At 72.2% G+C, this 19,182-nt stretch carries 17 protein-coding genes, 4 tRNA genes and 1 pseudogene; 5 read left to right on the top strand and 17 right to left on the bottom strand.

Features of this window, described 5'->3' with window-relative positions; all coding sequences use genetic code 11:
• The 12 genes and pseudogenes from G6R24_RS08645 to pgsA all read right to left on the bottom strand — a co-directional run.
• A pseudogene (locus G6R24_RS08645) lies at positions 1-433 on the bottom strand (protein translocase subunit SecD); the annotation flags it as partial.
• 165 nt (positions 434-598) lie between these two features.
• Positions 599-1,144, bottom strand: a complete 546-nt coding sequence (gene yajC, locus G6R24_RS08650; RefSeq protein ID WP_391530275.1) for a preprotein translocase subunit YajC — start codon at positions 1,142-1,144, stop codon at positions 599-601.
• A 119-nt stretch (positions 1,145-1,263) separates the two neighbouring features.
• Positions 1,264-2,310, bottom strand: coding sequence for a Holliday junction branch migration DNA helicase RuvB (gene ruvB, locus G6R24_RS08655; RefSeq protein WP_163548645.1), 1,047 nt, complete (start codon positions 2,308-2,310; stop codon positions 1,264-1,266).
• Positions 2,311-2,364: 54 nt separating this feature from the next.
• The gene (gene ruvA, locus G6R24_RS08660; RefSeq protein ID WP_163548646.1) at positions 2,365-3,102 is read right to left on the bottom strand and encodes a Holliday junction branch migration protein RuvA; all 738 of its coding nucleotides are present in this window, start codon (positions 3,100-3,102) and stop codon (positions 2,365-2,367) included.
• On the bottom strand, positions 3,099-3,617 hold the full coding sequence (gene ruvC, locus G6R24_RS08665; RefSeq protein ID WP_163548647.1) for a crossover junction endodeoxyribonuclease RuvC: 519 nt from the start codon (positions 3,615-3,617) through the stop codon (positions 3,099-3,101). Before ruvC ends, ruvA begins: the two co-directional genes overlap by 4 nt.
• 197 nt (positions 3,618-3,814) lie before the next feature.
• Positions 3,815-4,570 (bottom strand): YebC/PmpR family DNA-binding transcriptional regulator, encoded by a 756-nt coding sequence (locus tag G6R24_RS08670; protein WP_163548648.1) that lies wholly within the window; start codon positions 4,568-4,570, stop codon positions 3,815-3,817.
• Between the two features lie 22 nt (positions 4,571-4,592).
• Entirely contained in the window at positions 4,593-5,192 is a 600-nt protein-coding gene (gene pdxT, locus G6R24_RS08675; RefSeq protein ID WP_163548649.1) for a pyridoxal 5'-phosphate synthase glutaminase subunit PdxT, read from the bottom strand.
• Positions 5,189-6,139: a pyridoxal 5'-phosphate synthase lyase subunit PdxS gene (pdxS, locus tag G6R24_RS08680; RefSeq protein ID WP_163548650.1), complete on the bottom strand. Its 951-nt coding sequence runs from the start codon at positions 6,137-6,139 to the stop codon at positions 5,189-5,191. Before pdxS ends, pdxT begins: the two co-directional genes overlap by 4 nt.
• A gap of 204 nt (positions 6,140-6,343) precedes the next feature.
• The gene (locus G6R24_RS08685) at positions 6,344-6,880 is read right to left on the bottom strand and encodes a hypothetical protein (protein WP_163548651.1); all 537 of its coding nucleotides are present in this window, start codon (positions 6,878-6,880) and stop codon (positions 6,344-6,346) included.
• Between the two features lie 43 nt (positions 6,881-6,923).
• Complete coding sequence (locus tag G6R24_RS08690; RefSeq protein WP_163548653.1) at positions 6,924-8,051, bottom strand: glycosyltransferase family 4 protein; 1,128 nt, start codon at positions 8,049-8,051, stop codon at positions 6,924-6,926.
• Positions 8,048-8,947: a phosphatidylinositol mannoside acyltransferase gene (locus G6R24_RS08695; protein WP_163548654.1), complete on the bottom strand. Its 900-nt coding sequence runs from the start codon at positions 8,945-8,947 to the stop codon at positions 8,048-8,050. Before G6R24_RS08695 ends, G6R24_RS08690 begins: the two co-directional genes overlap by 4 nt.
• Complete coding sequence (pgsA, locus tag G6R24_RS08700; protein ID WP_225438293.1) at positions 8,944-9,714, bottom strand: phosphatidylinositol phosphate synthase; 771 nt, start codon at positions 9,712-9,714, stop codon at positions 8,944-8,946. Before pgsA ends, G6R24_RS08695 begins: the two co-directional genes overlap by 4 nt.
• A gap of 286 nt (positions 9,715-10,000) precedes the next feature.
• Between pgsA and G6R24_RS08705 the strand changes: the two genes are divergently transcribed.
• Positions 10,001-12,103, top strand: a complete 2,103-nt coding sequence (locus tag G6R24_RS08705; protein ID WP_263864026.1) for an elongation factor G-like protein EF-G2 — start codon at positions 10,001-10,003, stop codon at positions 12,101-12,103.
• A 130-nt stretch (positions 12,104-12,233) separates the two neighbouring features.
• On the opposite strand, the gene G6R24_RS08710 is transcribed toward G6R24_RS08705, so the two are convergent.
• Complete coding sequence (locus G6R24_RS08710) at positions 12,234-12,803, bottom strand: HIT family protein (protein ID WP_163548658.1); 570 nt, start codon at positions 12,801-12,803, stop codon at positions 12,234-12,236.
• A 1,441-nt stretch (positions 12,804-14,244) separates the two neighbouring features.
• Positions 14,245-14,316: transfer RNA gene (locus G6R24_RS08715), tRNA-Val, on the bottom strand.
• A gap of 534 nt (positions 14,317-14,850) precedes the next feature.
• Here G6R24_RS08715 and G6R24_RS08720 point away from each other — a divergent pair.
• Positions 14,851-15,282 carry an SsgA family sporulation/cell division regulator gene (locus G6R24_RS08720; RefSeq protein ID WP_009739629.1) on the top strand — a complete coding sequence of 144 codons (432 nt, stop codon included), beginning with the start codon at positions 14,851-14,853 and terminating at the stop codon, positions 15,280-15,282.
• Positions 15,283-15,515: 233 nt separating this feature from the next.
• Here the strand turns inward: G6R24_RS08720 and G6R24_RS08725 are convergent, their stop codons facing one another.
• Positions 15,516-16,625, bottom strand: coding sequence for a chorismate-binding protein (locus G6R24_RS08725; protein ID WP_391530293.1), 1,110 nt, complete (start codon positions 16,623-16,625; stop codon positions 15,516-15,518).
• Positions 16,626-16,945: 320 nt separating this feature from the next.
• Between G6R24_RS08725 and G6R24_RS08730 the strand changes: the two genes are divergently transcribed.
• The 3 genes from G6R24_RS08730 to G6R24_RS08740 all read left to right on the top strand — a co-directional run bounded on the left by G6R24_RS08730 (position 16,946) and on the right by G6R24_RS08740 (position 17,216).
• Positions 16,946-17,018: transfer RNA gene (locus G6R24_RS08730), tRNA-Gly, on the top strand.
• 42 nt (positions 17,019-17,060) lie between these two features.
• Positions 17,061-17,132: transfer RNA gene (locus G6R24_RS08735), tRNA-Cys, on the top strand.
• Between the two features lie 12 nt (positions 17,133-17,144).
• Positions 17,145-17,216, top strand: a tRNA-Val gene (locus G6R24_RS08740).
• Between the two features lie 185 nt (positions 17,217-17,401).
• Here G6R24_RS08740 and G6R24_RS08745 read toward each other — a convergent pair.
• Both G6R24_RS08745 and G6R24_RS08750 read right to left on the bottom strand, forming a co-directional pair.
• Positions 17,402-18,301, bottom strand: a complete 900-nt coding sequence (locus tag G6R24_RS08745; protein WP_163548663.1) for an N-acetylmuramoyl-L-alanine amidase — start codon at positions 18,299-18,301, stop codon at positions 17,402-17,404.
• Positions 18,302-18,482: 181 nt separating this feature from the next.
• Positions 18,483-19,182 (bottom strand): DUF3097 domain-containing protein (locus G6R24_RS08750; protein WP_163548660.1); only part of this gene is annotated, 700 nt, incomplete at its 5' end.

Here is a 19,182-nt window from a genome sequence, read left to right on the forward strand (position 1 = left end):
TCGCCGTCGGCGCCGTCGGCGCCGGGGTCGGTGCCGACGCGGTGGCCGCATCGGCCTGGTAGACCTGACGGAAGCGCAGTTCGGCGGTCTGACCGACGAGGTCGACGACGTCGCTGCGGCCACGGCCGGGCACCGAGATCTCGATCTGGTTGCCTGTGCGGTGGACCTCGGACTCGGCGACCCCGAGCCCGTCGACGCGTTGGCGGATGATGTCGACAGCCTGGTTGATGGCGCCGGAGTTCACCGACTGGCCACCCGTGGCCCGAGGGGTCAGGATGACACTCGTGCCACCTTGGAGATCGAGACCGAGCCGGGGGGTCCAGGTACCGGTGACGGCCATAAGGCCGTAGAGCAGGGCGAACAGCCCTCCGAGGATCCCCAGCCGGGTCCATGCGGAGGTTCCCGCGGAAACCCGTGCCGAGCGGCGTGCCACGTGCGAGCCCCTTCCTCATGCACCGGCTGACCGGCGCTGGTTCGCCTCGCCGTGCCCGGAGCGGCGTTGCTCAACGTACCCGAACGAATGTCACCGAGGGTACGTTCCGAGCCCCCGGCGGTGACGCGGCGACTGTGCGTTGCCCGGTTCTACGATGACCCGCGGTCACAGCTCCTTGCGTAGCCGGTCGGGCGTTCCCGCGTCGCCGTTACCGGTCGTCTCGCCACCAGCTGACGTACCACCAGCCGACGTACCACCGGCTGACGTACCACCGGCTGACGTCTCGCCGGACGCCGCTCCGTCGGCGGCAGGTGTGTCGCCGACGTCCGGGGCGGTCGAGCCGGCACCGTGTGCGTCGGCACCATCACTGTGGTCATCGTGATCGTGATCGTGGTCATGGTCGTCCTGGTCGCCAGGGGAACTCAGCACGCGGGCGACCGCGCTACGACTGAAGCGGCAGACGACGTCCGGGGCGATCTCGAGCAGGATGTCGCCCTCGTCCAGCTCGACGACGGTGGCATAGAGACCGGCGGTGGTCACCACCAGGGTGCCCGGTTCGATCCGCGACGCCTCCTGCTGCTGGGCCTTGGCCCGGCGGCGCTGCATCGAGAAGATGTAGACCACGATGAGGACGAGGAGCAACGGGAGCAGAAACCCGCCGATCGATCCACCTTCGCTGTTGCCCGCCGCCGTCGTCATGTACGCGCCCACATCCCGTCCTCCTGAACTGTTGCGGCGATCGTACGTATCGAACGGGTGCGCTCGGTGGGCAGGGCCCGGGAGTCCGGTTTGTACCGCTGCGCGCGCCGTCGCCAGGCTGCCGCGGCAGGTCAGCCAGCGTCGGGGAACCGCGCCGCCTGACTGCGCCCAAGCGGGTCACTGACCGGTTCGACACCCAGATGCTCGAAGGCCGCCGGCGTGGCCACCCGGCCGCGGGCGGTGCGGATCAGCAGGCCGGCCCGCAGCAGGAACGGCTCGGCCACGTCCTCGACGGTCTCGGTCTCCTCGCCGACCGACACCGCGAGCGTCGAAAGGCCGACCGGACCGCCGCCGAACCGGATGACCAGGGCTTCCAGGACGGCCCGGTCGAGTCGGTCAAGCCCGAGCCCGTCGACGTCGTAGACCCGCAGCGCGGCGGCGGCGACCTCGCGGGTGACCGTGCCGTCGGCACGCACCTCGGCGTAGTCGCGGACCCGGCGCAGCAGCCGGTTGGCGATCCGTGGGGTGCCCCGCGAGCGACCGGAGACCTCGTCGGCGCCCTCGGGGGTGAGCCGCACGCCGAGCAGCCCGGCGGAGCGGGTGAGCACCTGGGTGAGCTCGTCGGGACGGTAGAAGTCCAGGTGGGCGGTGAAGCCGAACCGGTCGCGCAGCGGTCCGGTGAGCAGCCCGGAGCGGGTCGTCGCGCCCACCAGCGTGAACGGGGCGAGCGCCAGCGGGATCGCCGTCGCCCCGGGGCCCTTGCCGAGGATCACGTCGACCCGGAAGTCCTCCATCGCCGAGTAGAGCAGCTCCTCGGCCGGCCGGGCGATGCGGTGGATCTCGTCGAGGAACAGCACCTCGCCCGGGGAGAGCGCGGTCAGGATCGCGACGAGATCGCCGGCGCGCTCGATCGCCGGACCGCTGGTCATCCGCAGGGGAACCTCGAGCTCCTCGGCCATGATCATGGCGAGGCTGGTCTTGCCCAGGCCGGGCGGACCGGACAGCAGCACGTGATCCGGCGGTGTGCCGCGGGCCTGGGCGCCCTCGAGCATGATGGTCAGCTGTTCGCGGACCTTGCCCTGGCCGACGAACTCGCTCAGGGTGTGCGGCCGCAGACCCGCCTCGAACGCCCGTTCCTCGGCGTTGGCGACCGCCGAGACCAGGCCCTGCTCACCCATCCGCGCCGCCGGGGCGGGCGTCTGGCCACTGTCGGGACGGCCCGCGGCGGGCCGTCATCGGCGCAGCACGGCGAGGGACCCACGCAGCAGCGTCGCCGCGTCAGGCTCGGAGACGGGGATGGCGGCCCCGGAGACTGCGCCGCCCGCGGGAGTGTCGCCCGCGGGGGCGTCGCCTGTGGGGTCGGCGAGTGGAGGATCGGCGGGTGGAGGGTCGGCGAGCGCGGCCAGCGCCCGGGCGACGGCGTCCTCGGCTTCGCGGGCGGAGTAGCCGAGCCCGCCAAGGGCCTCCCGCACCGAGGCCGCGACCGTGCCACCGGGACCATGCTCGCCGGGGCTGCCCACCCGGGCCTGCGCACCCGCCCGTGGGCCGGGCACAGCCGCGGGACCGCGCGGGGGGCCGAGGCGGTCGCGCAGGTCCAGCACGATGCGCTGGGCTCCCTTGCGGCCGATGCCCGGTACCCGGGTGAGGGCGTTGAGGTCCTCCTCGGCCACGGCGCGCCGGACCGTGTCGGGATCGTGCACACCCAGGACGGCCTGGGCCAGTTTCGGGCCGACGCCGGCCGCGGACTGCAGGACCTCGAAGACATCCCGCTCGTCGGGCGCGGCGAAGCCGTACAGGGTCAGTTCCGTCTCGCGCACGACCAGGGTGGTGGCCAACGAGGCCGGCTCCCCCACCCGCAGGGACGCAAGCGTCGCCGGGGTGCACTGGACCAGCAGCCCCACCCCGCCGACCTCGACGACGGCGGACAGCGGCCCCAGCGCGGTGACCGTGCCCGACACCGAGGCGATCACCGCGTGCCCCCGGGGCCGGCGGCCGCCCGCATCCGAGCCAGGGCCGGGCCGCGCCACAGGTGGCACAGCGCCAGCGCCAGCGCGTCCGCGGAGTCGGCGGGCCGCGGCACCTCGGCCAACCCGAGCAGCTTGGTGATCATAAAACCGACCTGTGCCTTGTCGGCCCGGCCGCTGCCGGTGACGGCCGCCTTGACCTCACTGGGCGTGTACAGCACCACCGGCAGATCCCGCCGGGCCGCCAGCATGATGGCCACCGCGCCGGCCTGGGCGGTGCCCATCACCGTGCGCACGTTGGCCTGGCTGAACACCCGCTCCACTGCCACGGCCTGCGGCCTGGTGCGGTCCAGCCAGGCGTCGATCCCGTCGGCGATGGCGCGCAGCCGGTCGGCCACATCCGCCCCGGCCGAGGTGCGCAGCACCCCGACCTCGACCAGGGTGGCCCGGGTGCCGACGCCACCGTCGACCACTCCCACGCCACACCGGGTCAGCCCCGGATCGACTCCGAGCACCCGCATCCATCCTCCCGAGTACGCACACCGCTGGGAACCCACCGCTGAAGAACCCGCCACGGGGAACCCGCCACGGGAGGACGCGCACCGCGGCGAGAACACTCGTTCGATACTACGGCGTGCGGCGCAACCACGACATCCACGACACGCCGACCGCGGCCGATCGGACGCCCCCGGCAGTGTGCCCCGGCGTTCGGGCGCACTCAGCTGGTGACCAGCTCCATGACATCGTCGGAGATGTCACCGTTGAACCAGACGTTCTGCACGTCGTCCAGGTCCTCGACCGCCTCGACCAGCTTGAGCACCTTGGCGGCGGGCTCGGCGTCCAGCTGCACGCTCACGCTCGGCAGCCAGGAGATGTCGGCCGAGCTGACCTCGAGCCCGGCGTCGGTCGCCGCGACCCGCACGGCGTGCAGATCGGTCGCCTCGGAGATGACCTCGAAGTCGTCGCCGAGGTCGTTGACCTCCTCCGCGCCGGCGTCGAGGACGGCCAGCAACACGTCATCCTCGGTCAGCCCGTCCCGCTTGGCCAGCAGCACAACGCCCTTGCGGTTGAACAGGTACGACACCGAACCCGGGTCGGCCACCGTCCCACCGTTGCGGGTGATCGCCACCCGCACGTCGGACGCGGCCCGGTTGCGGTTGTCGGTGAGGCACTCGACGAGCACCGCCACCCCGGCCGGCCCGTAGGCCTCGTAGGTGATGCTCTCGTAGTTCACGCCGCCGCCGAGTTCACCGGAGCCGCGCTTGACCGCCCGGTCGATGTTGTCGTTCGGCACCGACTGGGACTTCGCCTTGGCGATGGCGTCCGCGAGCGTCGGATTGCCGGCCGGGTCTCCCCCGCCGGTCTTGGCCGCGACCTCGACCGTCTTGATCAGCTTGGCGAACAGCTTGCCGCGCCGGGCGTCGATGACCGCCTTCTTGTGCTTCGTGGTCGCCCACTTGGAGTGACCGCTCATGTCCTGCCCCTCTTACTCGCAATCACCGACCTGATCCGGATGATCGCACGATGTCGACGAAAAGCCGGTGTACCCGGAAGTCACCGGTGAGCTCGGGATGGAACGCCGTCGCCAGCAACGAGCCCTGACGGACCGCCACCGGCGCCTCGGCGACGCGGGCCAGTACCTCGACCGTGTCGCCTGCCTTTTCCACCCATGGTGCCCGGATGAAGACCGCATGCACCGGCGGTCCCGGCACACCGACGACGTCGAGGTCCGCCTCGAACGAGTCGACCTGCCGGCCGAACGCGTTGCGCCGGACCACCATGTCCAGCCCGCCGACCAGAGGCTGGTCGGGTCGGCCGTCCACGACGTCCCGTGCAAGCAGGATCATGCCAGCACACGAGCCGAACACGGGCAGGCCCGCCAGCACCCTCTCCCGCAGCGGTTCCAGCAACGCGAACACCCGCAGCAGCCGCCCGATGGTGGTGGACTCCCCACCGGGCAGCACCAGGCCGTCGACCTCGTCGAGCTCCGCGACCCGGCGGACCTCCACCGGCCGGGCCCCGGCCGCCGCGAGCGCGCGCGCGTGCTCGCGGACATCTCCCTGCAACGCGAGGACGCCGATCCGCGGGCCGCTCACCAGCCACGATCGGCGTAGCGGGCGGCCGGCGGCAGCTCGGAGACGTTGATGCCGACCATCGCCTCGCCGAGGCCGCGGGACACCTTCACCAGGACATCCGGGTCGTTGTACATGGTCGTGGCCTCGACGATCGCCTGGGCCCGACGGGCCGGGTCGCCGGACTTGAAGATCCCGGAGCCGACGAACACACCGTCGGCTCCGAGCTGCATCATCAGCGCCGCGTCCGCCGGGGTCGCGATACCGCCGGCGGTGAACAGCACGACCGGCAGCCGCCCGAGCCGGGCCACCTCGGTGACCAGGTCGACCGGGGCGCGCAGCTCCTTGGCCGCGGCGTACAGCTCCTCGGCCGGCAGGGCCGAGAGCCGGGCGATCTCCGCGCGGATGGTGCGCATGTGCACCACGGCGTTGGACACCTCGCCGGTGCCCGCCTCACCCTTGGAACGGATCATCGCCGCGCCCTCGGCGAGCCGGCGCAGCGCCTCGCCGAGGTTCGTCGCCCCGCAGACGAACGGGACGGTGAACTTCCACTTGTCGATGTGGTGATGCGGGTCGGCCGGGGTGAGCACCTCGGACTCGTCGACGTAGTCGACGCCGAGCGCCTGCAGCACCTGGGCCTCGACGAAGTGCCCGATGCGCGCCTTGGCCATCACCGGGATCGACACCGCGGCCACGATCTCGGAGATCATGTCCGGGTCGCTCATCCGCGCGACGCCGCCCTGGGCGCGGATGTCGGCGGGCACCCGCTCCAGGGCCATGACGGCGACGGCGCCGGCGTCCTCGGCGATGCGCGCCTGCTCCGCGTTGACCACATCCATGATCACGCCACCCTTGAGCATCTCCGCCATGCCACGCTTGACGCGGGCGGTGCCGGCGTGGCGAGCCGCGTCGCCGTCACGGGGGGAGTCGGCCGCCAAGCCGCTGCTGGGGGCGCTCTGGGCCTCGGACATGATGTGCCGTCGCTTTCGCTTCCAGTCGGGCACCACACACGGGCCGGCACCGCCGTCGTCCGCGCCGCGCCCGATCGGACGCCGCGGGAGAGGTCGGCTGCCCGGCCCGGTGATTCCCGTGTGGGTGGGTCGGTATCCCATCGTACGGCGCGGTCCGGTCGGCCATCGGTGCCGTGGGCGGGGCAGCCTGGTCCGGGCCGCCGCTCAGGAGGCGAGGCCCGGCAGATCCCCCCGGACCGGCAGCGCGTCGTCGATCTCGAAGTAGGTGGGGCTCGGCCGACGTCCGACCAGGTGCAGCAGCCGGATCAGCCGGCGCCCGGCCAGGGCCCGCAGGTCGCGCACGGCGTCGTTGTGGAACTGGCGGGCGAGCGCGACCCGGGCGGCCTCGCTGTCGACCGCGTGCAGCTCGGTGGGAAAGAGCTGTCCGGCCGCCGCGACCTCACCGGAGCGCAGGGACCGGCTCAGCAGGTTCTCGGCCAGTTCGACCCCGCCGTCCAGCGGGCCGCCGGCCAGCAGCGCCGGATGGGCGGCCCGCGCCCGCCGGACGCTGTCGGCGAGCTCGGGCAGCGCGCACCGCGTGGCGAGCGCGTCGGCGGCGTCGGCCCGGGCGACGAGCTGGGTGACCAGTCCCCCGCGGGCGTCGGCGACCCGGGCGGCCAGCCGATCAAGGCGCAACGCCAGCCAGGTCAGATAGGTCGCGATCGCCACCACCAGAGCAACCACCACCACGAGGGCATCCATCTCGCGCAGCGTAGCCAACGCCGCGGTGTGACCGGGGTCCCGGTCAGCTGGAAGCGACCGACACCCGTCCGTCGCCGGAGACCATCCGGTAGACCCCGACGATGCGTTCGGCGATCGTGCGCCAGTCGTAGGCCTGCGCGACCGTGTGGGCGTGGCGCACCAGATCGGTGACGCCGCCCGGGTCGGTGAGCACCTCGGCGAGGACCTCGGCCAGCCGCGCCGGGTCACCCACCTCGAACAGCCGCCCGGCCCGCCCGTCGTCCAGGACGCGGCGAAACGCGTCCAGGTCGCTGGCGACCACCGGGGTACCCGCCGCCATCGCCTCGAGCAGCACGATGCCGAAGCTCTCCTGCCCGGTGTTCGGCGCGCAGTAGACCTGGCCGGAGGCGAACACCCGGGGCTTGTCCGCGTCGGAGACGAGGCCGATCAGGTCGACCCGGTCCCGCAGCCGCGGGTCCAGCCGGGCGCGCGGACCCGCGGCGTCACCGGGGCCGGCGACCAGCAGCCGGACGTCGGCGACGCTGGCCAGCAGCGCCGGCATCGCGGCGAGCAGCACGTCCAGACCCTTGCGGGGTTCGTCGATGCGCCCGAGGAACACCACCGTGGGGCGTCCGTCGTCGTAGCCGGGCAGCGGTGTCGCGCCGACGAAGCCCGCCACCGCCACCCCGTTGGGGATGAGGATCGCGTCGGCGCCCAGATGCTCGACCAGGGTGCGACGGGCCGCCTCCGACACCGCGATGCGCGCCCGCAGCTTCTCGAACGACGGCTGCAACGCGCCCTGCGCGGCGGTGAGAAACCGCGAGCGCGGGTTGGCGGTGTGGAACGTGGCGACGATCGGACCGTCGGCGAGCATGCAGGCCAGCAGGCCGACGCTGGGCGCGCTGGGCTCATGGACGTGCAGCACGTCGAAGTCGTGTTCACGCAGCCAGCGGCGCACCCGGGCGGCGGAGACCGGCCCCATCAGCAGCCGGGCCACCGAGCCGTTGTAGCGCACGGGCAGGGCCCGCCCGACGTCCACGGCGTAGGAGGGCAGGGTCCGTTCGTCGTCGACGGGTGTGATCACCGAGACCTCGTGGCCGGCCGCGATCAGCGTCTCGGCCAGGTCCCGCACATGCACCTGCACCCCGCCGGGCACGTCCCAGGTGTACGGGCAGGCGATCCCGATCCTCACGGAGCCGACGATGCCGGCGCGCGGGTCGGCGACGACGAGGGCGGATCGTCCCGCCAGACGCGTTGGAGCATGTGCCAGTCGGCCGGATGGGCGGCGATGCCCTGGGCGAACTCGTCCGCGAGGGCCTGGGTCATCGTGGCGACGTCGCTGTGCGGCACGGGCGCGTGAATCCGCCCGCTCCAGCCGTCGGTGTCGAACCACAGGGTGACCGGCAGCAGGACCGCCCCGGTCTCCAGCGCTAGGGCGGCGGGGCCCGCGGGCATCGTCGCGGTCGCGCCGAAGAAGCGCACGGCGACTCCCGAACTGGACAGGTCCCGATCGGCGAGCAGGCACAGCGTCCCACCGGCCCGCAGCCGCGCGGCGAGCACCTCGTAGGGCGGGGACTCGCCGCCGGTCAGCGGGATGACCTCCATCCCGAGCGCGGTACGGAAGGCGAGGAAACGCTCGAACAGCGACTCCGGTCGCAGCCGCTCGGCGACGGTGGTGAACGGCATGCCGCTGGCCACCAGCCACGCGCCGGCCTGCTCCCAGTTGCCCATGTGCGGCAGGGCGACCACCGTGCCACGGCCCTGGGCGTGTGCCTCCCGCAGCACGTGCTGGTCCAGCAGCCGCATCTGGCGGACGATGCGCTCGAGGCCGAGATCGGTCAGCCGGAAGACCTCCAGCCAGTAGCGGGCGTAGGAGCGCATCGCGGCGCGGGTCAGCGCGTCGAGGTCGGTGCCTGTCGGCGCGACCCGGGCCAGGTTGGAGCGCAGCCGCCGCACACCACGACCACCCCGGCGGCAGGCGAGGTCGGCGCCGGCCCGAAAGATGGCCGCGGCCAGCCGCTCCGGGAGCAACCGGACGACCCGCCACCCCAGCGCGTAGGCCAGATCGGTCAGCCGCCCGGAGCTCACGGCCGCCGCGGGACGCCGCGGCCGGTCATCGCCGCCGTGGGCCCACCGGCCGACATCGGCCCGCCGCCCGGCAGCGGAGCGCCCGGTGCCGGCGACCCGCCCGACCCGGACGAGCCGCCCGACCCGGACGGACCACGCGAACCACGCGGGCCAAGGGGATCACCGGCGCGGTCCCACTGCCGGTAGACGTGGATCACCCGCTGGACGACGGTCAGCGACGTCGCCCCGACCAGGAACCACAGCGCGGCCGGCAGCAGGTAGGGCACTCCGAGCCCGTACAGTCCGGCGGCGACCAGCAGGGTGAGCAGCCGCTCGCCGCGCTCGGCGAAGCCGACGTTGCAGGTGAAGCCGAGGCTCTCGGCCCGCGCCTTGACATACGAGGTGATCGACCCGGCGACCAGGCAGATCAGCGCCGCCACCACGAGCGGCGTGGAGTCGCCGTCCCCGGCGTACCAGATCACCAGGGAGCCGAAGATCGCGGCATCTCCGACGCGGTCCGAGGTGGAGTCGAGGAAGGCACCCCACTTCGACGACATCCCCCGCGCCCGGGCGATCACCCCGTCCATCAGGTCGGAGAAGACGAACAGGGTGATCACGATCGTGCCGAGGAAGAACACGCCGCGGGTGAAGAAGCCCAGCGCCGCGCCCGCCACCCCGACGGTGCCGATGATCGTCACCACGTCCGGTGAGATCGACGAACGGGCGGCCCACTGGCTCACCGGGTCGAGCACCTTCTGGATCTGCGGTCGTGCCTTGCTTGCGAGCATGTCCGTCCCGTCGTCCCGCGCACGTCTGCCCGGCTTCGGGCGGTCTTCACAGTACCGCCGAGCACCGACATCCTCGCCGCCACGACGGGCGCCCACCGCCCCTGTCCCGCGCCGTTCCCGCCCCGGCCCCACGCCCTCCCCACGTCTTCACCGCGCCCTCCCCGCGTCTTCCCCGCGCCTTCCCCCGCCGACGTCCGGGTTGTGCCGCGCGTCACAAAGGAGGAGTCTGCCGGTACCGGCTGCGGGAGACGTCCGGATCAGGGAGGCCGCGATGACGGTGGGCTCGATGGGTGTTCGCAACGTGGCACTGGTGGGGCACACCGGCGCCGGCAAGACCACGCTGGTCGACCGGCTGCTGGCCGTCGCGGGGCCGCCTGAGCGCCACAACGGGCAGCACGGCTCGCACACCAGCTATCTGGGCCACGCCGACGTCGACCATCGCCGGGCCCACTCCGACGGCCTCACCCTATGCTCGTTCGAGCACGACGGGTGCACGGTGAACCTGCTGGACACCCCAGGCCATCCGGACTTCCTGGGGGACCTGCGCGCGGGGCTGCGGGCCGCCGACGCCGCCCTGTTCGTCGTCAGCGCCGTCGACGGGGTGGATGCCGCGACCAGCCTGCTGTGGTCCGAGTGCGCCGCGGTGGGCATGCCGCGGGCGATCGCCCTCACCCATCTCGACCATGGCCGGGCCGACCTGGACGCCACGATCCGCGACTGTCGGCGCGTGTTCGGCCCCGGCGTCCTGCCGGCGATGCTGGCCCGCCGGTCGGACGAGGGTGGCATGCGGCTGACCGACCTCCTGCACGACCGGATCGTCGAGTACGCGCCGTCGGGCGAGCGCCGCGAACTGTCCCCCGAACCGTCCGGGGACACCGCCCGGGCCGCCCGGGCCGCGCTGATCGAGGCCATCATCGCCGAGAGCGAGGACGAGACCCTGCTCGAGGGCTATCTCGGCGGCGCCGAACCGGACCCGGAGCTGCTGTCCGCGGATCTGGCCACCGCCGTCGCCCAGGCCGGTTTCTTCCCCGTCCTGCTCTCCGGTCCGCTGCCCGTCCCCCACCCGCCGCCGGCCGCGGCGGCCGGCGGCTTCGGCTCCCACGAACTGCTCGACCTGTTCGCCCGCTGCTTCCCCGCCCCGTCCACCGCGGAGCTGGCCGCGCTGCGCCGACCGGACGGCTCGGCGCACCCGACCCTCCACGCGGACGACTCCGGCCCGCTGGTCGCCGAGGTGATCCGCACGACGACCGACCCGTATGTCGGACGGATGTCGGTGGTGCGGGTGTTCAGTGGAACGCTGCACCCCGACGACATGGTCCGGGTCAGCGGACCGGGCGAGCACGCGGGTGACGAGCGGGTCGGAGCGCTGTCGCGCCCGTACGGCCCGGCCCTGCACAGCGTGCCGTACTGCGCGGCCGGTGGCATCTGCGTCGTGACGAAACTGGCCACGGCCGCGACCGGTGACACCCTGTCCAGCCCGGACGATCCCTGCCTGCTTCCGGTGTGGACGATGCCCGAGCCCCAGCTGCCGCTCGCGATCCGGGCCCGGGCCCGGTCGGACGAGGACCGGCTGTCGGTCGCGTTGACCCGGCTGTGCCTGGAGGACCCGGCCCTGCGCGTCGTCCAGGACGCCCAGACCGCCCAGATCGTGCTCTGGAGCATGGGTGAGGCGCATGCCGAGGCGGTCCTTGACCGTCTCGGCACCCGTTACGGCGCGGCCGTCGAATCCGAACCGCCGATGGTCGCGTTGTGCGAGACCCTGGCCGCCCCGGCCCACGGCACGGGACGTCAGGTCAAGCAGTCCGGCGGACATGGACAGTACGCCGTCTGCGAGATCGAGGTGGAGCCGCTGCCGCCGGGCTCGGGCTTCGAGTTCGTCGACGAGATCGTGGGCGGGGCCGTCCCGCGGGCGTTCATCCCGTCGGTGGAGAAGGGCATCCGCGCCCAGATGGCCACCGGCGTGCACGCCGGTCATCCACTGGACGACCTACGGGTGCGGCTGGTGGACGGCCGGGCGCACAGCGTGGACTCCTCCGATCTGGCCTTCCAGCTCGCCGGCGGGCTCGCGTTGCGCGACGCGCTGCGCGTCGGCGGCGTCGTCGTCCTGGAGCCGATGCTGACGGTGGACGTCTGCGTGCCGGACGCGTTCGTGGGCGCGGTCCTGGGAGATCTCTGCGCACGACGTGGCCGGGTGACCGGCATGGAGCCGGCGACACCGCCGACGTTGGACGCGGCCCGTACCGTCGTGCACGCCGAAGTCCCGGAACGGGAAATGTCACGTTATGTCATGGAGCTCCGGTCGATCAGCCATGGCAGCGGCCAGTTCCACCGGGAACCGCACGGCTACGAGCCGATGCCCCGCCCCGTGGCCGACGCCCTGACCGACTGACCCGGCGGCACTCGGTCGTACTCGGCGCCACCCGGCACCCGGCGGCACCCGGCCAGCCACCTCGGTTCGGCCGGGTCCACCCGGTCCGGCCGACCGGGCCAGCTCAGCCCAGTCCGTCCACGCCGACCCCTCAGTCCTCCGGGTCCGTCCGGGCCCACTGTTCAGCGAGCATGTCCCGGGTCTGACCGAGCAGAGCGGGCAACACACGGGTCGCTCCGATGACGGGCATGAAGTTCGCGTCGCCACCCCAGCGCGGAACGACATGCTGGTGGACGTGCGCCGCGATTCCCGCCCCGGCGATGTGACCGAGGTTCATTCCGGTGTTGAAACCGTGGGCGCCGCTCGTCTCGCGCAGGACCCGTAGGGCACGGCGGGTGAAAAACGCCATCTCCACGACTTCCTCGGTGACCATGTCGAGGTAGTCGGCGACGTGACGATAGGGCACGACAAGCAGGTGCCCGGCGTTGTAGGGATACAGGTTGAGCACCGCATAGACCGTTTTTCCGCGGGCGACGACCAGACCGTCCTCATCGGTCATCGTGACGATGGCGCAGAAAGGGCACTCATCGTCGCGGCCGCGCCCCTCGCCCTTGATGTAGGCGAGTCGATGCGGCGTGTAGAGCCGCTGGAACGCATCGCGCAGGCCGACACCCGACTGCTCCTCGAGCGCGATGTCATCGGCCGGCGGTTCGACGATCACCGGCCGACCCGACCCGGCCGAACCGAACCCGGACCGCAGGTCAGCCCGACCACTGACATCCGGCCCGACGCTCGCGGCGACTCACGCCAGCGAGGCGCCCCGGTGACCACACGGGCGCGCCCGCCGGCCGACCTTCGGGCAGATCCCCCGGGAAGGGTGGTCGTCATCTCGCCAATTTATCAGGACGTGCCCGAAGCGGCTGGTGCGTACCCGGGGAATGCGCACGCCGGTGCGGGTGCGCACCGAGAGAGGAGGAGGGAGACTGATGGCGTGGGGGGGTCGCCGCCAGTCTCCCCCGAGTGGCGCTATCGGTTTCGAACCACGGCACCCGAGCTGCCGCCGCCCACTCTGCCGCGCACCGTGACCAGAAGGATTCTCCCAGCACATCCGGACAGAGGACCGCGTCGACACAGCACCCGCGCACCAGAGATCTGGAGCGCTGATACAGCGCGACCGGTACACCACGACAACGTAACCCGAGCCCGTAACGCCTCTGCGCGATCAGCGCAGCTGGCCGTGGACCGATCCGTACAGACCGGGCGTCATGCCGAGTGGAAATACGCGACGGGAGCCCGCTGGCCCCGCCGCGCTTTCCCACGCTCCACCCACCTACCCGTCAACCACCGAGAGAGTGGAACGACAGCCGATGCCGATCCACGCCGGACCGCCCGGTGCGCCTTCTCGCCGCCGATTCGCCCTGGCGCGACGCCCGGCCCTTTCCACGGTCGGTGCTCAGGGTGCGGAGCACCATTCGCCGGTCGACCCGATCCCAGCCACGAAGCCGTCCGACACACACCCGACCGAGACCGGATCACGGCGGTGGGGGCAGCGATCGACGGCCCCCGTATCGCTCACTGTCCGTGCGCGAGCGCCGGATGACCGCACTGAGCCCCCGAACCGCCCCGGCGGGGGTCCGCCGCCGGGCACCCCCGCGCAGGTAGCACCAAAGTGGGGTGCGTCCGGACATCGAACCCCAGGCGCCACGCGCCGCCAGATCGACCGAAGTGTCGGAATTGCGCTGTATATGCAGGCACCTGGCCTCTACCCGGACCGGTTCACGGGTGACGAACCACGCCGCGGAGCCCGACCCCGCCACCCCCGCCGGCAAACCTCCGGACCGCTCACACCGCCACCAAAGGGGAATCCGACCCGGAACGCCGTCACCTGCACCGGCGACCCGCAACCATGAATCCCAGACCCCGCGGCCAACCGCCGGGGCCCACTCCGACCCCTCGGTGAGAGAAGGCGACCCATCAGGACACCAAGCCCGGCCCGCACCTCAGCGCCGAGCCTGTCCCGCAGCCGCAGCCGTCTGACCAGCATCGCGACCCTCAGCAGAGGTGCGTCACAGGTGGAATCCGAGGGTTGGACGACCGAGGCGGCCATGGCCTCAGGCCGCCGACACGCGCTCCGCGAAAGGAGAGACATGTGGACCAGCCGGTGGGCGTACGTGGTTTCGAACCACGGACCTCTGCCGTGTGAAGGCAGCGCTCTACCCCTGAGCTATACGCCCTTGCAGGTGATGGGACTACCTTACACGGCTCCGAGAGCGACCCGTCAGGGGGTCCACCGCGTCCGCGATGTCCAGCGCCGCAACGACATCCACCGCCGCACCGAAGTCCGACGTCACACCGATGTCCGACGTCCCTCCGATGTCGATCGTCCCACCGATCTCGACCCCCACGTCCGGTGGGCGGCCAGAGTCAGCTTCGCGTCAGCTTCGTCGCGACTGGCCGAGGTTGAGAACCACCCGGACGGGGAAGGCTCAAAGTGCAACGGCCACGGCAGACGGACCCAGACACTCGGGGGACCTTCGGTCATCACGGACGGTAGCCACGCATCTGGTCGATGGGTGGCTAACCATCCGTTGACTGACCGATCTAGGCTCTACCCGGGAAGGGTTCACTCTTCCGGGCCGGGCAACTCACTCAAAACCGCCGTAACGGATGTTGTCTTGGCATAATCTTGTTACCAACGGGACTCAGACAGGGAACTATCCCGTTACACGGGTGCTCGCCCGCACCACCGCACCATGAGAGGCCGCCCGATGACTATTCGTCACGATTCGATCACCGCCGAACTTGCCCTTCGCCTTGTCGTCCCAGGCGGCGCGCCCGTTCCGGTCGCAGCCACCGTCCGATACGAGCCGGCCGATCCTTATGCGATCAGCATCGGATTCCGTACCGGGGCGGACGAAGTGGTGGAGTGGACCTTCGCGCGCCAACTCCTCAGTGATGGCGTCCGCCGGCCCGCCGGCGACGGAGACGTCCAGGTGTGGCCGGCCGCCCAGTCCGGTGGGCGGATCGTCTGCCTGTCACTGTCCAGTCCGTCAGGGCACGCGTTGTTCGAGATGCCGAGGTCGGAAGTTCTCGCCTTCCTACGGCGTACCTACTCCGCGGTCCCCCTGGGCGGCGAGAGCGATATCATCGATCTTGACGCAGAACTCGCCCTGTTGATCTGGGGCGGTCCCGAGCGGTGATTCTCACCGGGGTCGGGACAGTGGCCCGACCCCGGTGAACCGGTGCGGGCACCGGTTCACCGGGGAGGCGACACTCCCCACGCCGCCGGCCCCGTCATCGGGTTAGCGGCGGCATTCCTTGCGCGGACGAGCACCCACCCGCCTGGCCGAGCTCCCTTCGGTCAGGCGGGTCGTCGTCTGTCCGGCTGGCGCATCCGCACAGGTGTGCCAGTAGTACATGGGCGGATCAGCGATCATGTACTGGCGAGGCTCACCAGACGCCGCGCCTTCAGTTCCGTCTCCTGCCATTCGTCCTGTGGTTCGCTGCCCCAGGTGATGGCCGCACCCGTCCCGAAACGCAGGTGTCCGCCCGCGAACCAGAACGTGCGGATGCCGACGCTGAGCCATCCCGTGCCACGGTCCGCGTCGACCCAGCCGATGCCGCCGCAGTACGGGCCGCGCGGAACCGGCTCGAGCTCGCCGATGATGCGCAGCGCGCTGCCCTTCGGCGCGCCCGAGACCGAGCCGGCCGGACTGGTCGCGGCCAGCAGCTGCGCCCAGCCGATCCCGGGACGCAACTCGGCCCGGACGGTCGAGACCAGGTGCACGAGCCCGGGATGGCGCTCCAGCGCGCACAGCGCCGGCACGGTCACACTCCCGACTCGTGCGACCCGACCGAGATCGTTGCGCACCAGATCCACGATCATGACGTTCTCCGCGACGTCCTTCGGGCCCAGTTCGCGCTCGGTCCGCCCGGTCCCCTTGATCGGCCCGGAGCGGACGCGGTCACCGTCGCGCTCGAGGAACAGCTCCGGGGACGCGCCCGCGATCCGCAGGTCCGCCTCCGGCACATCCAGCACGACCGCGTACGGCGCCGGATTGCCCGCGGCCAACACGGCGGCCAGGGCCGCCGGGCCACCGCCGTCGGCCCGGCCCGCTGCCTCGCCCGCCGCGGGCAGGGGCGCGGACAGCACCCGGCACAGGTTGACCTCGTAGACCTCCCCCGCGGCGATGTGCTCCCGGATGGCCCGCGCCCCGGCGACGTACGCCGCCTCCTCGAGGCTGCTCGTCCAGCTGCGCGCCGACGGGCCCCGCCACGGCTGCTGGGCCAACGCCGCGACCCCCCCGGGCGGCGCCGGCTGGACGTCCGCGAAGCGGACGCAGCGCAACGCGCCCTCGAAGTCCATCACGACGGCCCAGAAGCCCCCACGATCCAGCACCGCCGGGTCGTCGGTGACCTCGAGTACGCCGGTGGCGAGTCGCCCGCCGGCGAGCAGGAACGATCCGGGTGGGCGTGGTCTGACCCGCGCCGCTGCCACCGTGTGGGACCTGCGCCCCGGAACGCCCGTGTTCGCCCGGCTCACGCCGCTCACCCTAACTGTCACCGCCAGGTGACGCCGCAGCACGCGTCCCTGCTCGCGGTCCGCCTCCGACCGGCCCATCCGGGTACCTCGGCGCCGCGGGCCCCGCGCCGACCAGGGCCCGCGGGCGCCGTCCGGGCCGCCCCGACCCCGTCGCCACCCAGGACACCTGACCTGGTGTCCTGGCCGTGGGCGAAACCGGATGTTCACGTGGGACGCCTTGACCCAGCTCAACATCTCCGCGACGCCCGGCGGGCCATTCGACGCGAGGCCCCTTCGTCCGCTAGAGTTCTACCTGCACCGTCGAACAGGGCAGGTGCGATGCGGACGTGGCTCAGTTGGTAGAGCATCACCTTGCCAAGGTGAGGGTCGCGGGTTCGAATCCCGTCGTCCGCTCGGAAGTAGAGGCTTGAGGTCCGTTGCAGCCGCACCCACCGCGGCGGAGTGGCCGAGTGGCTTAGGCAAGGGCCTGCAAAGCCCTGTACGCGGGTTCGATTCCCGCCTCCGCCTCTGGTCCATCGCGGGCGATTAGCTCAGTGGGAGAGCGCTACCTTGACACGGTAGAGGTCACTGGTTCAATCCCAGTATCGCCCACCCCGGGATCGTAGATCCTTCTTGCACGAACGGCCACTCCACGCGGAGTGGCCGTCGATGTTTCCAGGCCCGATGCGACCCCTGACGGGACGCCCACGGGGCCGCGGCCCCGTGGGCGGTGGGCGGCCACAGCGGACGGTTTCTCGCGGACGCCGATCCAGGGGCAGCGGCGGTCCGGGGCCGATCTAGCGACGCGGTGTCGGTGATGCCGACGGTGTGCGCAGGAACGACGAGATGCCGTCGGCGACGCCGGTCGCGGCCCGGGCGCGCCACGCCGGGTCGGCCAGTTCGGCGGCGTCGGTCGGATTGCGCATGTTGCCGCATTCGAGGAAGACCTTCGGCACCCGGGAGAGGTTCAGCCCGCCGAGGTCGGAGCGGATGGTCATCCCCTGCTGGCCCAGGTAGTCCGCCAGTGGCTCACCGGTGGCCCGGCCGAACATGGTGCGCAGGGTGGTCGCCAGTCTGGTGGACGGGGCGAGGATCGCCGCGTTCGCCCGGTCGGGGCTCAGTGCCGGCGCGATCACGTGAAACCCCCGTCCGCTGGCCGGCCCGCCGTCGGCGTGGATGGACACCACCGCGTCCGCCCCGAGATCGTTGCCGATCCGCGCCCGCTCGTCGATGCAGGGGCCGACCCCCGTGTCCGTCGTCCGGGTCAGGCGGACCGTGGCACCGCGGGCCCGTAGGAGCCGTGCGGTCCGCTCGGCGAGGTCGAAGGTGAAGGCGTGTTCGGGATAGCCGGCATCGGTCTGCGCGCCGACGGTGTCGCATTCCTTGCTGATGCCGCCGGCCGGGACCTGCCGGCCGATGGCCGCGGGCGCCGCGCCGTTACCGCCGTCGTGCCCCGCGTCCAGCACGATCACCTGGCCGGCGAGGGAGGTCGCCGGCACCACGTCCGCACCGCCACCCGGCCCGGCACCGCCCGGTCCGTCCCCGTCGCCGAGCAGGGTGCGCAGTCCGAACCCGGCGGCCAACGCGAAGATGATTACAAGGACCGCGCCGGACGCCCAGACCACCACCGGCGGCCAGCGTCCCGACCCGTGGTTCGACCACCGGTCCCCGATCAACGCCGACGATGCCCCGATCATGCTCGGTTCCCGGACCGACATCGGCCTCCTGATCGACATCGAAGAACGGCGACCAGTGCCCAGCCGCGCGCCGCGGGGGTGTCAGGCCGCCCAGTTCACCGTATGCGACGCTCCGGCCCACCATCGCCGCGGCGCACCCCCGCCGCTCCCCCGCCCGGGTTCCGTCCGCGTCCGCACCATGTCAGGTGGTGACGAAGTCGATCAGGTGTTCCACCGCGCCGAGCAGGCCGACCTCGAGGTCGGCGTAGCTGTCCACACTGGCCAGCACCCGCCGCCACATGTCGGTGGGATCACCGACTCCCAGCGCCTGGCACACCCCTTCCTTCCAGGGCTGCCCCCGCGGCACGGTGGGCCAGGCGGGGATACCCACCGACGCCGGCTTCACCGCCTGCCAGATGTCGATGTAGGGATGCCCGGTGACCAGGACGTGCTCGCCGGCCACCGCCGCGGCGATCCGGCTCTCCTTGCTGCCGGCGACCAGATGGTCGACCAGCACCCCCAGCCGCCGACCAGGCCCGGGGCGGAAGGTGTCGACCACCCCGGGCAGGTCGTCGACGCCGTCGAGGCTTTCCACCACGACGCCCTCGATCCGCAGGTCGTCACCCCAGACCCGTTCGACCAACGCCGCGTCGTGCAGTCCTTCCACGTAGATGCGGCTGGCCCGGGCGACACGAGCCCGTTGCCCGGCGACCGCCACGGAGCCGGACGCCGTCCGCGTGGGTGCGGCCGGGCCCGACCGGCGTGGACGCACCAGCGTGACCCGGCGCCCCTCGAGCAGGAACCCGCCCGGCTCGAGCGGGAACACCCGGCGCGCGCCATGACGGTCCTCCAGCGTCACCCCGCCGGCCTCACTCCCGACCACGGCGCCGCAGAACCCGGTC

Source organism: Candidatus Frankia nodulisporulans, assembly GCF_902806475.1.
Classification (GTDB): Bacteria; Actinomycetota; Actinomycetes; order Frankiales; family Frankiaceae; genus Frankia; species Frankia umida.

Excerpts from the sequence above, each read along its gene's own strand:
- pgsA (WP_225438293.1), bottom strand. The coding sequence starts at position 9,714 with ATGCTCGCAAGCAAGGCACGACCGCAGATCCAGAAGGTGCTCGACCCG.
- G6R24_RS08705 (WP_263864026.1), top strand. The coding sequence starts at position 10,001 with ATGGGTGTTCGCAACGTGGCACTGGTGGGGCACACCGGCGCCGGCAAG.
- ruvC (WP_163548647.1), bottom strand. The coding sequence starts at position 3,617 with ATGCGGGTGCTCGGAGTCGATCCGGGGCTGACCCGGTGTGGCGTGGGA.
- G6R24_RS08745 (WP_163548663.1), bottom strand. The coding sequence starts at position 18,301 with ATGATCGGGGCATCGTCGGCGTTGATCGGGGACCGGTGGTCGAACCAC.
- pdxS (WP_163548650.1), bottom strand. The coding sequence starts at position 6,139 with ATGTCCGAGGCCCAGAGCGCCCCCAGCAGCGGCTTGGCGGCCGACTCC.
- ruvB (WP_163548645.1), bottom strand. The coding sequence starts at position 2,310 with ATGGGTGAGCAGGGCCTGGTCTCGGCGGTCGCCAACGCCGAGGAACGG.
- G6R24_RS08720 (WP_009739629.1), top strand. The coding sequence starts at position 14,851 with ATGACTATTCGTCACGATTCGATCACCGCCGAACTTGCCCTTCGCCTT.
- G6R24_RS08685 (WP_163548651.1), bottom strand. The coding sequence starts at position 6,880 with ATGGATGCCCTCGTGGTGGTGGTTGCTCTGGTGGTGGCGATCGCGACC.
- G6R24_RS08670 (WP_163548648.1), bottom strand. The coding sequence starts at position 4,570 with ATGAGCGGTCACTCCAAGTGGGCGACCACGAAGCACAAGAAGGCGGTC.